Below are 13,993 nucleotides of genomic sequence, written 5' to 3'. Positions count from 1 at the left end.
CCGGGGATGTAGTAGAATCCTGCACCGTACAGGGAGCAGATCTTCACGTATTCGACCGCCTTGGCCTTCACGGGCAGATCGGCTGCCTGTGCTCCGCCCACGGCGATCAGACCCGCCGCTGAGCCGAGCAAAAGGCTCTTAACCAACTTCATGTTAAACCTCCAAGTTGCTCTTCAGGGAAGGTCACTGACCGGACGGCCAATTCCCCAACCCCCTCTAAATCACCGCTTTCGGCTCCTTCGCGTCTTCGGACACACCCGCATGAACGCGAGGGACTTAAGCGAATGACCTAAACGGGACGACCTTGGGATGCCCCCCTCCGTCGCTGAGTCACCATTATGGAAGGTCTTTGCACACACAACAAAAGAACGCTCCGAAGCGGGCCTATGAAACGTGTTTTCCGATGGGTGTTGCACAAAAATCACGCGAGCTTGCAACCCTTGAAGACCGTATGCCACTGAAATTGCAAGGAAAATTCTTCTTCACGGTCCCGTGACACCGCGAGCATGTGAAAACCGCAGCGCCGGCGGGCGCGCCTTCTTCAAGTGTACGAGCATCGAAAAGCTCAGTTGAGTCGCTTAGAAGAAGAATCACGGAGAGTGTACGGGCAGGACCGGAAGCCAATGACCAGCGCCAGAAAGAAGATTTCGGCCGCCCCAAGCTGGTTAGGTCTGAGTGAGGACCGCCAAAGTTTCTTGTTCATTCCCGAGCGAGCAGAGGTCGTGAGACGGATATTCGAGCTGGCTATCGGGGGAATGGGAAGTTACGCAATCGCGAATTACCTCGATGCGAGAAAGATCCCGCCCTTTACCCAGTCAGACAGCTGGGATCACACGACGATCGACTACATGCTGCGGAACCGCGCGACGTATGGAGAATACCAGCCGAAGAGCTTTGCAGGTGGTCACACGAAGGGAATCCCTCAGGGCCCGCCGGTGAATGACTACTATCCAGCCGTCATTGACAAACAAACGTTCGAGCGCGCACAGACCGCGCGGCGACAAAATCTTGCAAGCCGCGGCCGCAAAGGAAGCGATCTTGCGAACATCTTCGCAGGTCTCACCACATGCGGCTATTGCGGCAATGAAGTTGTGCTCCACCGGGTTGCAAATCTTCAAGTCTTGGCATGCGAGAAAGTGCTTGATGGGAACGGTTGCAGTCGCACCGCTTGGACGTACCGAGACTTCGAAGTCACGGTCTTCGCATTCCTGACACACCCTGCTTTGCTCGAGCGACTGCAAGGTGCGCGAAGAAACAAGTTGCTCACGCTCGTGGACAAAGTCGCTGATCTATTAAATAAGCAGGAGCAGCATTACGCGACGCGAGTCGAGATCGCCCTCTTGCTAAAGCAGATTGTCACGCAACTCGTCCTTCACAGCGCTGGTGCGATCGAATCTCCGCGACTACCTTCTGCTCAGATTAGCAAGGACGTTAGGGGACGTTTTCTTGAGATCCGTCTTTGGGACGGGCGCCTCGACAAATATCGTTCGGTGCTTTGATGCTTTGACCTGGCCCGGCTGCCGCATGCCGTCAAGCCATAGCGCGTCGCCACCGCATCGAGATCAAGGTCCGCGATGACTACGAGCCCCTTATAGTTAGAGGTAAGAGCCAACGATCGCAATGCGCTAGACCAAGCAGCGGTCATTTGCTTCCAACGATCTCCGCGCAATTTCAACACGCTCCTCGCGCCCGCTTCAGTCGTCCCCCAGAGTCTGGGTGTGCTGGGGTGGCGCTTGCCCTTGCTATGTACCAAGGCATAGCGGCTTGCCTCCGAGCCATTCTGGCGAATCTATCTGCCATGGGCACCAGGTCGCGAGAGGTCATATGGGGCGGCCGTATCATGGGCGCGAAGATCCACGCTCAGGGAGCCCGCGAGCGTGCCAAGATCCGCAAGGCTGATCGGGCAGAAGCTGAGGCGCGGTCCGTCCGCATGGAAGGCTACGGCGACCCTGCCCAAACCAAACTTCACCCGCAATCGCTCAATGCCTTAATGGCGCACTTAGCTGGCTGAGGCCGAGTGCGTTCGGTGTAAGACGAGTGCTAGTCTCCCGCTTGAGGCGATCCGAGAACCTCGGGAACGCCGCTCTGGAAGCTGGAAGCCTCCTTCAAGTACCGATCATGCCGCATCACCCGATACGCGCCGCCTGCTCGCATGATCAGGCTAACCGAGACAAGGCAGATCACGCCCTATAAATAGCTCCATCCTAGCGAGGAGCCTTAGAGCGACCATGACCAAGTTTGCCGCTGAACGTCCTTACGCCGATCCCGAGATCGCAGCGCGGAAGCTTGTCCAGTTGGCGGCCAGTATCGAACCGGTTCAGGACGGCCGCATTCACATGGAAAAGATCAACCCCGCATTCCTCCATACGCTGAAGGCCAACGACAATGAGTTCGGGGCCGGCATCAGGTACGCGGTCGACCAGGGTTGGCTCGAACTGCACGAGAGCGAAACTTACGTCCGGCTGGCAGGAAAGGATTTGCTTCCGGAGTAGATCACATCGGCCCCAGCCTGGAGGTTTTTCCGGATCGAAAAACGAGTTGGGACCAGGCGGTCTGCCGTCTGGTCGGCAAACGCAGCTTCATCCCAAAAATTCATCCGGGGCTTTTTCGTTGGGCACATCGGGAGCGGCCTTTCATTCCCGGAGAGCCATGTCCAGTCTGTAATCGAACGGAAGCTCGGCCATCCGGAGCACGTCCCGGAGATTTCAGCCCGCTCCACTCCCGTAAGCACCAGCATGAAGTGCAACTTTACACCTTCGATCTTCTTCCCATGGGCGGGATCGATCTGGGGTCCTTCCCCTCGACATGCGCAAGGCCAACCTAGAACAGCTATTGGCTCAGCGGACGGACGGTATCACCGCGGCGACATTCGAGCGCGGCGACATCGGGCGCGGCCTCTTTCGCGCCGTCTGCCGCATGGGTTTGGAGGGTCTGTTTCCAAGCATCGCGATCGGCCGTACCGCGGCGGCCGGCAGAAACACTGGATCAAAGTAAAGGTCCTGACGCATCCGGCCGCGGGGCGCGAGCTCTGACGATGTGGATATCCCTGCAAGATGGCCCCGGCCGTGCTCGGGGTCCGACGCTATCCTGCGGTCGGCTGCAATTCCGTTACTTATGCAAATCGATCATCGCGGATTGACGAAGCTTAGACTTGCCGCGTCGTTTGCCGATGCTCGCTGTTGGTTGCCACCGTCCCGCATCAGCATGGGAGGCGCTCGCCGGGGCTGGAGCCTCTACCAAGCCACTTGACCGGGCTCGAATTGGGCTTGGTGTGCCTCGGCTGGCGCCACGGCTGGATCGCGCGCTATCGTTGCGACAATACGTCGTGCCAAAGTTCGGCCATCCGACAAATCTTGGGCCGACAGAAAACGCCACCGTTGAATAGTGCGACCGGAATATGTGTATTCAATGTGAGCCAGTAGATAAAGCGTGGGTGGCTTGCCTTGCTTTCCCGCTTCGAGCGAGGCCGCAGAAATTATGGGCGCGAGATCGGCATCGCACGCCCCGGCAAAGGCGCTCCCGCACACGCGGTGGGTCGCTTTGACCAAATCGTTTGTCGGATATCACCGCTCACGCTTCGAACATGCCTCAGCGAAGCCGCGCAAGGCCTAGCGACAGTAACGTTCCGCCTCCTGAGCTCACGCAAGAGATTGCCGAGATCGTTGCAGGTTTCCGCGTGCGGCCAGCAGAGCCGGCAGGCAGGTGTTGGTGTCACTCTGAACGTACTCTGCGTAGAATGTGCGCGTATTACATAGTTCCCGCACCTCGCCCGCCTCTATGTCTGCTGGACGAGAGAATGCAATGCCTTAACTGCGGCCTCCCGGTCCTCCACAGGGACAAATAGGCTGACCGAATGGGGCGACAACACATACTTGTCGGGGACAATCCCTTGATGTCCGAGAACCTGCAGTGCTCTGAACGGCAATTCTGATGAAACGCCGCCGAAGCAGGTGAGACTCACCGAGCTTGAAGCCTCGCGCTGCGTGCGCAGGTCCTTGCTTTGCTCCAACGTGCGCAACAGCGCATCGAGCCACACTGAATCACAGGCGACGGTCATACTGGTTTTTCCCATGGTGAAGCTCGAGGCGAGGAGTTGTGGCCAGGACAGACCGTTTTCCTTGAGATGCTGTGCGAATTTCTCGAAACCCTGATTGAGATCCTTGGAATCGATTTCCACATGCTCAATGCGAGCCATCGAGTTGACGGCTAGAACCTTTCCATTCTCCATGCCTGCAACCTCTTTCGTCACTTGCGTGCCGAGTTCAACGCCACCCCACTGCTTGAGAATCAGAGGCACATCCTGACTTTGGGCCAGCTCTACGCTACGAAAATGCAGGATTTTTGCACCCCAGAAGCACATTTCAGAAAGGGATGCGAAGTCCACTCGCCGCAGCGGCTTTGCATCCGGCACGATTTGCGGATCGGCAGAACAAATTCCATCGACCTCTTTGATGATTTCACAGCGCTCCGCCTTCAGCGCCGCAGCCATTGCAACGGCAGTGGTATCGCTGCCGCCTCGCCCGAGCGTGGTGATTTCCCTGGTCGCCGGGTTCACACCCTGAAATCCTGCCAGCACCACAACGCGCCCCCGATCGAGCTCCTCACGCACGCGAATTGGGCGTACATCCAGAATGCGTGCCGAGGAATGAGAGTCGTCGGTCAACAAACCGGCCTGGCTGCCGGTGAAGCTGATCGCGGGAACTCCGAGATCGGAAAGCGCCATGCTCACCAGGGACATGCTGATGCGCTCACTAGTCGTCAGCAGCATGTCGAGTTCACGGCGATTGGGACCAGGGCTCACCTGATAAGCCATCTGGATCAATTGGTCGGTGGTCGTGCCCATCGCGGAGACGATCGCCACGACACGATGACCACGGCCGTGCAGGTCGGCGAGACTGCGCGCAACCGCGCGAATCTTCGCCGGCGTTTCAAGACAGACACCGCCATATTTCTGCACGATGATGGGATGGTTGCGCATCTAACCTCGGTGAGAAACCTCGCTCGCCTCGCCAGAGCCGGCACCAGCTATCCATGTTCCGACGACTTCGAAGTTCGGATTAAAGGCGACAAAGTCCGCGCGGTAGCCGGGCGCGATCCGTCCAAGCTCGGACTCAAGGCCTAGAAATGCCGCAGGCGTCCGGGAAGCCATGATGAGGGCGTCGACAAGGGGGATTCCGACCAGCGCAACGGCGTTGCGCACCGCCTCGATCATGGTGAGATGAGCGCCCGCGAGTGTGCCATCCGGGCCGGTCAGGCGATTTTCGTGCAACGCGATCTGCCTTTCTTGCAGCAAGAATTGCCGGTCGTTCGTGCCCACCAATGGCATGGCATCGGTGACAAGCATCAATCGATCGCGTCCCTTGCAGCGGGAGGCAACACGCAAGCCGGCGCGGTCAACGTGGATGCCGTCGCAGATAATCCCCGCAAAGAGCCGATCATCAGCTAGCGCGGCGCCCACCAAGCCCGGCTCCCGGGCGTTCAACTGCGACATGGCGTTGAACAGATGGGTCACCCCCGAGATACCGCGATCGACCGCCAGCCCGATTTCGGCTGCGGTGGCGTCGCTGTGGCCGGCCGCGACGCGCAATCCGGCGCCGATCAATTCATCGATCATGGACGCGGGCACGCATTCCGGGGCCAAGGTCACAATGGAGCGGCCGCGGTGCCCGAAACTTTTGATCGCGGCGAGATCGCGCCGATCGGGCACGCGTATCTCGGCTTCCGGATGAATACCCTTGCGAGACCTGTTGAGGGCCGGCCCCTCCAGATGAAAACCGAGCACGCCGGGAATCATCAGACAAGCCTCGGCGACTGCGGCCAACCGCTCGAGGACCTCGATGCGGTCGGTAATGAGGGTCGGCAAGCAGCCTGTGGTTCCTGCCTTGCGGTGCGCTGCGACGATGCGTCGAACGCCCGCCTCCGTTGGCTGGTCGTTGAGAAGAACACCCCCTCCTCCATTCACCTGGATGTCGATGAATCCAGGTGCAAGGATCGCCTCTGCCGGAAGGTGGATTGAGGCGCGCCCGTCCGCCTCGCCGAAGGCGATGTTTTCAATCCGCCCCTGCGCGATCCTGACCGACCCCGGCCCGCGCATCTCGGCACCATCAAAGATGTGCTGCGCGGCAATCGAGAGAGAGACAGAAGACCCAGCGTGGCCCATCAGAATTGATCCAAGAATAGCAGTCACGGGCTCGTGAGGTGAGTCCCGTCCCCTTCAGGACCTTATATGTACCAGGAGTCTCGGAGGACCCGGAGCTGCCCCCCTCGCGTTAAATTTCCATGGGAACAAAAGGTATCACGTATCTCGGCATTGATGGCGGTGGAACCCGTTGCCGTGCCCGGATCGAGGACGAAAACGGCAGGCTGCTCGGCGAAGCCAGCTCGGGATCTGCGACGACGCGGATTGGCGTCGAAAAGGCCTGGCGTTCCATCATTGAAGCGACCGAAGCGGCGGCCGCACAGTCCGACCTGACGCAAGAGGATTTCGCGCGGATGCACGCCGGAATTGGCCTTGCCGGACTTGGCCGCCGGGGCGCGGAAGCGGCGCTCAAGAACATCGCGCATCCCTTCGCGTCCGTCCTCTTCATCAGCGACGGCCTCGCGGCCTGTCTCGGCGCCCATAGCGGCGCGGATGGGGCCATCGTGGTCGCCGGCACAGGCTCGGCGGGTGTCGGCCTGCTCGACGGCCGCGAAATCCGTCTCGCCGGCTACGGCTTTCCCGTCTCGGACGAAGGTAGCGGCGCCGACATCGGCCTGCAGGTTGTTCGACTGGCGCTGCGGGCCGCGGATCGCCGCGGCGAGCTGACCCCATTGCTTTCAGAGGTGCTGGGCGCATTCGATCATGATCCTTATCAAGCGGTGGCCTGGTCTGAAGAAGCCAGGGCCCCGGACTACGCCGCGTTCGCGCCGATCGTGATGCGGCACGCCAATCTGGGCGATCCGGTCGGCCGTCGCATCGTCGAACGCGCGGCCGATGCAATTGGCGATCTGCTCGATCTGTTTCTGGCGAGAGGAATTGACCGGCTCTCGCTGGTGGGCGGGCTCGCGGATCCCGTTACGCCATGGCTGACGCCTGATCTGCGCGCCCGCCTGAGGCGTCCTGACGCCGACGCCGCGGCTGGCGCCTTGCTGGTGGCGCGAGGACGGCTTGACCTGCCCAAGAGAGAAACTGAGCATGAACAGGCTTCGAAGTTCCGCGTTTGATGGCGCTTGGATCAACAATATGGCTACGGAAGAAGTCGATCCCCGTTTTGCCGACCTTGATGCTTGGCCGCTGACGTCAGCGATGGAAGCGATGTGGGAGGGCCAGCTTGCGGCAGTCGCCGCGATCGGCCATGCCCTTCCCGCGATCACCGCGGCGACTGAAGCGGCCAAGGTGGCGCTGGGCGATCGCGGTCGCATCGTGTATGTCGGCGCCGGCACCTCAGGCCGCGTAGCGGTGCAGGACGGCGCCGAGCTGACGCCGACCTTCGCCTGGCCCCGCGAGCGCGTCCGCTTCATCGTCGCCGGCGGAGACAGCGCGTTCATCACCAGCATCGAGGGAGCTGAGGATGCTGTCGATGATGCGGTCACGCAGATCAATGCCGCGCGGCTCACGCCGCGCGACGTGGTGATTGCGGTAGCCGCCAGCGGGACAACGCCATTCACAGTCGCGGCACTGCAGCAGGCAGGCTCCTTTGGTGCAGTGACGATCGGTGTCGCCAACAATCGCGGCACCGCGCTGCTGGAGTCGGCAAAGTTTCCGATCTTGATCGAGACCGGCCGCGAGCTGATCGCCGGTTCCACGCGGATGAAGGCCGGCACCGCACAGAAGGTCGTTCTCAACCTGATCTCCTCGGGAATCATGCTGCGCCTTGGCCGGGTGTATCGCGGCATGATGGTGAACATGCCGCCGACCAATGCCAAGCTGAAGCGGCGCGCGGAAGCCATGGTCGCACAAATCGCGCACTGCGATCCGTCGCGCGCCGCACGATCGCTTGAGCAGGCCGAGGGAGACATCAAGACGGCTGTCCTTCTGGCGTTGGGTGTCGACAGGGTTGATGCTGAGACCGTTCTCAAAAACTGTGACGGCAACCTTCGGCGCGTGTTCGCCGAGCTCGCCAGGACTCGTAACCAGCATCCCACGGGAGCGGCGCGCAATCGAGGCGGAGCGGTTGACCCGTGACGACATCCGCGATGGCGAGCGAAATCGGAGAAAGCGCGGATGTTGTCGCCAACATCGTTCGCAGTCGCCCCGCCGCGCGCGACATCACACAGCGAATTGGGATCGGCTCCGCCCCCCTGTGCGTCGTGTGCGGCCGGGGAAGCTCTGGGCATGCCGGGGTTTTCTTGAGATACCTTGTCGAGACGCGGCTTCGCCTTCCTGTTTCAGCCAGTGCTCCTTCGGTGATCACGGCATTTCGCACGCCCTTGATGCTGCGCCATGCGCTCTTCATCGTGATCTCGCAATCCGGGCGCAGCCCGGATCTCGTCGCGGCGACCAGGTCGGCGCGCGCCGCGGGCGCCCGCACCATCGCCATCGTCAATGCGACGTCGTCGCCGGTGGCTGACGAAGCGGAGTTCGTCGTTCCGATCGAAGCCGGCCAGGAACATTCCGTAGCTGCGACCAAGACCGTGATCGGCTCGATGGCTGCCAGCGCCGGACTCGTTGCCGAGCTGGCCGAAGATCAGGCGCTGCGGTCGGCTCTCGAGAGGCTGCCCGAGCGCCTGCATCGCGCGCTGGCGCTCGACTGGTCCGAGATTGCCACTGATCTCGCCAAGGCGTCAGCCGTGTTTGTGGCGGCGCGGGGCCTAGGCCTGGGCTCGGCGAGGGAGATCGCGCTCAAACTTTCGGAAATCCTGCGCCTGCCTTCGATTGGTCTAAGCGCCGCAGAGCTGCAGCATGGGCCGCGCGCCGCGCTATCGTCGCGCACGCCGGTTGTCATGATGCGCCTCATGGATGAAACGGCGGCCACGGTGGACGCACTGGCAGCAGAAATGCGCGAGCAAAAGATCGCGCTGCATCTCTGCGGCGGACCATATGGGTCGCTGCCCTGGTTGGCGGAGGATGACCCTGCGACTGACCCGATCACCATGCTGGTTCCGGCCTATCGGATGATCGAGCAGACGGCGCGCGCCTGCGGGTTTGACCCGGATCGTCCCCCTCGCCTGAGCAAGATTACCGAGACGTTTTGACAGCTGCCTGATTGCTGGCTTGCAACCGAAAGCTGGATTACGGCCCCGGGCAATGAAGCGGAGCGGGCAACGGAACGCTCGGTCCCCTCCGCCGAAACAATCATGTACTCTACGACCGCAGACGAAGGAATGAATGGCGTGTCACGCGAGTACTTCGATTTCGTTCGACAGCACATCGAGACGACCATGGACCGCATGAAGGAACTCTGGCGCTGCCGAACTCCTCACGATTGGCCGCTGTGTGGACTGATCTGATGCGCGACACGGTGTTGGATACCAGCCGCCGGACCGCCGTTCGTGCGCGATCCGTCACCGGCGAAAATGGTCGGCAAGTAAGTTCAAAGCGGGGAGGCGCAACCACCGATACCGACATTCGGTTCAAGTTGCGATCTGAGCGCGGCTGCCTCCCTGTCTCGAATGCAAGAAGCGAACGAAAAGATCAATAAAAACAATCAAGTTCGCGCGGAATTGACCACCTTGATCGCCACTCATTCACGGGGTTCCGATACGCAACCGGTGGTCAAGTCTACCTGCGTAACGCCCGATGACGGGGCGAGCCCGCGGGCCAGCTTGACCTGAATCAAAACTTGTCCCGGGCACCGTGGCTCCATACCTGAACGACTACCGAATGCAGGAGAGCTCACATGTTCTTGAATGCATCGCGCGTCCTCATCATTGCAGCGGCCGCTTTCGCGGTGACGGGCACGGCATCCGCACAAAAGGCTCATCGCCCTTACGTACCCCCACAAAAGGCGATTGCCACCGCCCCACAGATGGCACCGGTGGCATGCGGCTGTAGGTACGTCTTTGCCTACCGGCAGGATTTGTTCGATCGAAACGACATGAACAACCTGCGAGGCGATTGGCCCGGTCCGCCTGCTCAACCCGCCCAGTTCTGAGGGCGCGTTTCGTCAGGTGCACGACGAGCAAGCGGAGTTCGGCCATCTCCCAGCGCCGACTTGAGGCGCGCAGAACAAGGACCGAAGCGGGTTCTTGCGAGCGAAGGGGTTGCGCGAATGCGCGCCCAATGAAGGGCTGCGCAAGGTACTCTATGTCGCCCTGTGCCGCGCGAGGTATGAACTCAACGACGAGGCCGAGATCGCGATCCCTTGGGCTCAGTCGAAAAAGACATCCGTGCGTTGGGACTTCAACGCACACTGTCCCGAGTTCAGTTCGAGATCACACGATACGTCTACCTGCACGAATCGCGGCCGCTGCTCCACGAGGGTCAATCGCGCCCTTAGCCGGAAGTTATCGCCCGGACGCACCGGGCAACGAAACCGAACCGAGCGGAGAGCCGCAGCTCGGCTTTGCGCGGCACCGCTGACCACATAGGCCTCCTGCAAAAGAGCAGGAACGAGCGCCAGGAGCAATTGGCCCGGCACGATCGTCGCTCCGTCGAGTTCGCGCCTGGCGCGCTCCACATCGGTGTGAACCCAGTTCCGATCGCCCGTCAGTGCGACGAACTGGTCGACCTCATCCTGCGTTACCGATCGCCAGCGGCCCGGAGCAAGTTCGGTGCCCACGAAGGCTGCAAGATCGATCGCCCGTGCGACGCGAAGTGCGGTCGCCTTTGTTGGAGATTCTGCGTCCGGTTGCATCTGATTCATCGCAACAGTTCCCGTCTCTTTAGACCGTCGCAAGCAGCGCGCTGCCAAGTCCGCCCGCAGCCGCGATCGCCGCAAGCCCGATCGCACCAGATGGTTCCGACTGCATTTCGTGCCAGAGGCGCACTGCCAGGATCGCGCCCGATGCACCGATCGGATGCCCGCGCGCGAGTCCGCCGCCGCCACGATTGAGCGACGACGCCGGCACCCCGATGCCGTCGCCGCAGGCAATCGCCTGAGCGGCGAAGGCCTCCATGACCTCCGCCACGGCAATCCGCGCCGGCGCGATCCGCTCCGCCGCAAGGACGCTCTCAGCCGCCGCGATCGGTGCCGTGCCGGGCATAGCAGGGTCGCCACCGCGACGGGTCGCCGACACGATCCGCAAGGGCCGCCTCGCGTTGAGTCGTCGGGCCATCGCCTCGGAAACCACGAGGACCGCGGCCGAGGCATCGGCTTCAACCGCCACCGTCGCGCGCGTCACGCCGAATGCAGCATCACCCGCGAGCGGCGCAAGGCGTGCGCAGGTCGCCCCCGTCAGGGCGCGGGGAAAGGCATCATGCGACAGGTCGGCGAGCGGCACGATCTCCGCCGCGCCGGGCGGATTTTGCAGCGCCTTCCGATGGCTTCCGATCGCAAATTCATCCTGTCGTGCACGCGAAATGCCGAACCTTTCAGCCAGCGTCGCGGCGGCAGCGATCATGTCAGGATCCCGCTCCGGCCATGGCGCGAACGGAGGACGGTCATAGGGTTGCGGCGCCTCACCGGCGTGGCGTGGCCGCCGCGCGCGCAATGGCGCGCGGCTGAAACTCTCGATACCGCCGGCGATAACGGCATCCGCTCCTCCGCTCACGATGCGCTCGGCGGCGAGCATGATCGCGTCGAGGCCGCCGCAGCATTGGCTATCGATGGTCAAGGCCGGGACGTGATCCGGAAGACCCGCCCGCAGCGCGGCGAGCCGCGCCGGGTTGCCGCCGCCGTACAATGCATTGCCGAAAATGACGTCGTCGATCGCCTCCGCTGCGATGCCGGTGTCGGCCAGCACGGCCCGAATTGGCGCCGCGCCGAGTTCGTCGACCTCCACCGCCTTGAGTGCGCCGCCCCGAGGGGCGACCGCCGTCCGGCGTGCAGCGACGAGATATGCGGCGCTCACCGCAGCACCGCGCAGTCGCCGGATTCCCAGAGTCGGCGCAGCGCATGGAAATCGGTCTTGCCGGACGAGGTCATCGGCCAGTGCGGTGGCACAGCAAACCGGCGCGGGATCTTGTAGAGCGGCAGGCTCAGGCGGGCGTGGCTGATCAGATCGGAAGACGCTATGCGCCCATCCGGACCCAGCCTGAGCAAAGCCACCAGCCGCTCGCCCCGACGTTCGTCGACGGCGCCGAGAACCCCAGCTGCGGCCACGGCGGGATGCCCCTCGAGCACACGCTCGATCTCCTCCGGATGCACGTTCTTGCCGGCCGTGATGATCATGCGGCTGGCACGGCCGGCGAGCCTCAGGAAGCCGCGCGCGTCGAGCATGCCGATATCACCGACCGACACCGCGTCACCATGACGTGGCAGCACCGTTTCGCTTCCGCAGGCATACTCCATGAAGAGGAAAGGACTTGCCACGAACACTTGACCGGTCTCTCCAGGTGGAAGGCAACGCCCGAGATGGTCGCGGATGGTGAGACTGACGGCTGCGAACGGACGCCCGACGGAGTCCGATGGGACATCCTCGTCGTCCTTCGCCACGGTCACGAAGCTCAACTCGGAGGCGCCGTAGAATTCGGCAAAGCGCGCTGCCGGAAATTGCTGCCGCAATTCGGCCAGCGCGCGACCTTGCCATTTGGCACCTGACGACAGCATCCACCGCACGTTCAGGAACGGCGGCAGGCCATCGCGCATGGCGGCCTCGATCATCATTTCGAGCTGGGTCGGCACGCCGTAAATCACGCTTACCTGGTGGACCGCGATCAGGCGGTTGACGAGATTCGGCCGGAACAGGCGGCACAGAATGACGGTTGCCCCGACATAGAGCCCATGCGCAAGGCCGTAGAGGAATAGGGAATGAGTCAGCGCGCCCGGTGCGAGAACGATGTCGCCGGCGCCGATATCGAACTCGCGGTCCCCCGCCCGAAAACTCTCGATCCACGATTGATGATGGCGGCGATATCCTTTCGGTGTTCCGGTCGATCCCGAGGTGAACCCGACATAGAACGGCGTCAGCGGATCTGGCTCGGCTATCGCCGCGGACAATGGACTGGCGCCGATGGCATCTGCGACGGCCTCGAACGGGCCGTGAGGATCGACAACCGCCAGCACTTCCGTCTCGCCGGCCAATGTCACATCTCCACTCACGACGATCCCCGGCGCCAGCGCCGTGAGCGCGAGCCGCACCGTCTCCGTCGGCCAGGACGGATCGAGAATTTGAGCTTCGCGCCCCGAGCGGCAGGCGGCGAGAAACAGCAGAACGAGCGCCGGCCCGTTCGGCAGATGCAAGGCGACGCCGCGGCCCGCCGGCACCACCTTCGCCAAATGTCCGGCAAGACGATTCACGGCCTGATCGAGGTCTTTCCAACTCACCACATGGTTCTCGCAAACGACAGCCGGTCGGCTCGGCGTTTCGCGGGCATGCCGCGACAGCATTGCGGTGATGGTGGAGGCCACGGTCGTGAACGGCTAACGATTGCAGCCGGATAGCTCCGGTGCGATGCCTCCGCAACAAAGGCAGTGGCCAGCGCCTTCAAAAGATCGCCCGGCACGAACACGGCGGTTGCGGCTAAAGCCTGCGGCAAGCTCATCCTTGCCATCGCCATCAGGCCGAGAATACCGCAGGTATACTCCACCACAATGCCGCCCGCGATCGCGGCAACGAGCGCCGCCGCGAATACCGGCAAGGTCCTCAGCCGCGCCATCACAAGACCCGATACAAAGGCAGCGGGAGCCCAGCCTAGCAGGAAGCCAACCGACGGCCCGAAAAGCACGCCGAGCCCGCCGCGTCCACCCGATAGCAGCGGCGCTCCGAGCAGGACCACGAACAGGAATAGCAGCACCGCCAGCGCGCCATGGCGAGGGCCGAGGACGATCCCGGCGAGCATGACGCCGAGAGTCTGGGCCGTGATCGGCACACCCATGGCGATCGGCAAGACGATGCTGGGCACCATGCCAAGCGCTGCGATGACGGCGGCAAGCAGGGCGATACGAACGATGGCGCGGGACTCCACGGGATT

15 protein-coding genes are annotated in these 13,993 nt (G+C 62.4%); 8 read left to right on the top strand and 7 right to left on the bottom strand.

Features of this window, described 5'->3' with window-relative positions; all coding sequences use genetic code 11:
- Positions 1-152 (bottom strand): porin (locus tag BLV07_RS23865; protein WP_176945715.1); only part of this gene is annotated, 152 nt, incomplete at its 3' end.
- Positions 153-623: 471 nt separating this feature from the next.
- Here BLV07_RS23865 and BLV07_RS23855 point away from each other — a divergent pair.
- The 4 genes from BLV07_RS23855 to BLV07_RS48355 all read left to right on the top strand — a co-directional run bounded on the left by BLV07_RS23855 (position 624) and on the right by BLV07_RS48355 (position 2,994).
- Positions 624-1,499 (top strand): recombinase family protein, encoded by an 876-nt coding sequence (locus BLV07_RS23855; protein ID WP_091890253.1) that lies wholly within the window; start codon positions 624-626, stop codon positions 1,497-1,499.
- 341 nt (positions 1,500-1,840) lie between these two features.
- Positions 1,841-2,011 (top strand): hypothetical protein, encoded by a 171-nt coding sequence (locus BLV07_RS50115; RefSeq protein ID WP_349525372.1) that lies wholly within the window; start codon positions 1,841-1,843, stop codon positions 2,009-2,011.
- Between the two features lie 217 nt (positions 2,012-2,228).
- The gene (locus BLV07_RS23845) at positions 2,229-2,492 is read left to right on the top strand and encodes a hypothetical protein (RefSeq protein WP_091890250.1); all 264 of its coding nucleotides are present in this window, start codon (positions 2,229-2,231) and stop codon (positions 2,490-2,492) included.
- 313 nt (positions 2,493-2,805) lie between these two features.
- Positions 2,806-2,994, top strand: coding sequence for a DNA ligase-like domain-containing protein (locus BLV07_RS48355; protein WP_210187818.1), 189 nt, complete (start codon positions 2,806-2,808; stop codon positions 2,992-2,994).
- A 781-nt stretch (positions 2,995-3,775) separates the two neighbouring features.
- On the opposite strand, the gene BLV07_RS23835 is transcribed toward BLV07_RS48355, so the two are convergent.
- Entirely contained in the window at positions 3,776-4,978 is a 1,203-nt protein-coding gene (locus tag BLV07_RS23835) for an aspartate kinase (protein ID WP_091890247.1), read from the bottom strand.
- Complete coding sequence (gene nagA, locus BLV07_RS23830; protein ID WP_091890244.1) at positions 4,979-6,160, bottom strand: N-acetylglucosamine-6-phosphate deacetylase; 1,182 nt, start codon at positions 6,158-6,160, stop codon at positions 4,979-4,981.
- Between the two features lie 119 nt (positions 6,161-6,279).
- On the opposite strand from nagA, the gene BLV07_RS23825 reads away from it, so the two are divergent.
- From BLV07_RS23825 to BLV07_RS46435, 4 genes are all read left to right on the top strand, one after another.
- Positions 6,280-7,203 carry a glucosamine kinase nucleotide-binding domain-containing protein gene (locus BLV07_RS23825; protein ID WP_091890242.1) on the top strand — a complete coding sequence of 308 codons (924 nt, stop codon included), beginning with the start codon at positions 6,280-6,282 and terminating at the stop codon, positions 7,201-7,203.
- A 19-nt stretch (positions 7,204-7,222) separates the two neighbouring features.
- Positions 7,223-8,164 carry an N-acetylmuramic acid 6-phosphate etherase gene (locus BLV07_RS23820; RefSeq protein ID WP_091890239.1) on the top strand — a complete coding sequence of 314 codons (942 nt, stop codon included), beginning with the start codon at positions 7,223-7,225 and terminating at the stop codon, positions 8,162-8,164.
- Between the two features lie 11 nt (positions 8,165-8,175).
- Positions 8,176-9,174 carry an SIS domain-containing protein gene (locus BLV07_RS23815; protein WP_091890236.1) on the top strand — a complete coding sequence of 333 codons (999 nt, stop codon included), beginning with the start codon at positions 8,176-8,178 and terminating at the stop codon, positions 9,172-9,174.
- Positions 9,175-9,818: 644 nt separating this feature from the next.
- Positions 9,819-10,073, top strand: coding sequence for a hypothetical protein (locus tag BLV07_RS46435; RefSeq protein ID WP_128932659.1), 255 nt, complete (start codon positions 9,819-9,821; stop codon positions 10,071-10,073).
- A gap of 216 nt (positions 10,074-10,289) precedes the next feature.
- On the opposite strand, the gene BLV07_RS23805 is transcribed toward BLV07_RS46435, so the two are convergent.
- The 4 genes from BLV07_RS23805 to BLV07_RS23790 are packed head-to-tail and all read right to left on the bottom strand — an operon-like array spanning position 10,290 to position 13,987.
- Positions 10,290-10,784, bottom strand: coding sequence for a MaoC/PaaZ C-terminal domain-containing protein (locus BLV07_RS23805; protein ID WP_091890234.1), 495 nt, complete (start codon positions 10,782-10,784; stop codon positions 10,290-10,292).
- 19 nt (positions 10,785-10,803) lie between these two features.
- Positions 10,804-11,931 carry a thiolase family protein gene (locus BLV07_RS23800; protein ID WP_091890231.1) on the bottom strand — a complete coding sequence of 376 codons (1,128 nt, stop codon included), beginning with the start codon at positions 11,929-11,931 and terminating at the stop codon, positions 10,804-10,806.
- Positions 11,928-13,346, bottom strand: coding sequence for an AMP-binding protein (locus BLV07_RS23795; RefSeq protein WP_244551199.1), 1,419 nt, complete (start codon positions 13,344-13,346; stop codon positions 11,928-11,930). The genes BLV07_RS23800 and BLV07_RS23795 overlap by 4 nt, the downstream gene beginning before the upstream one ends.
- Positions 13,343-13,987 (bottom strand): biotin transporter BioY, encoded by a 645-nt coding sequence (locus tag BLV07_RS23790; protein WP_091890225.1) that lies wholly within the window; start codon positions 13,985-13,987, stop codon positions 13,343-13,345. Before BLV07_RS23790 ends, BLV07_RS23795 begins: the two co-directional genes overlap by 4 nt.
- Positions 13,988-13,993: the final 6 nt, after the last annotated feature.

This window comes from Bradyrhizobium sp. Rc2d (genome assembly GCF_900099855.1).
GTDB lineage: Bacteria > Pseudomonadota > Alphaproteobacteria > Rhizobiales > Xanthobacteraceae > Bradyrhizobium.
This window is presented reverse-complemented; position numbering and strand designations above follow the sequence as displayed.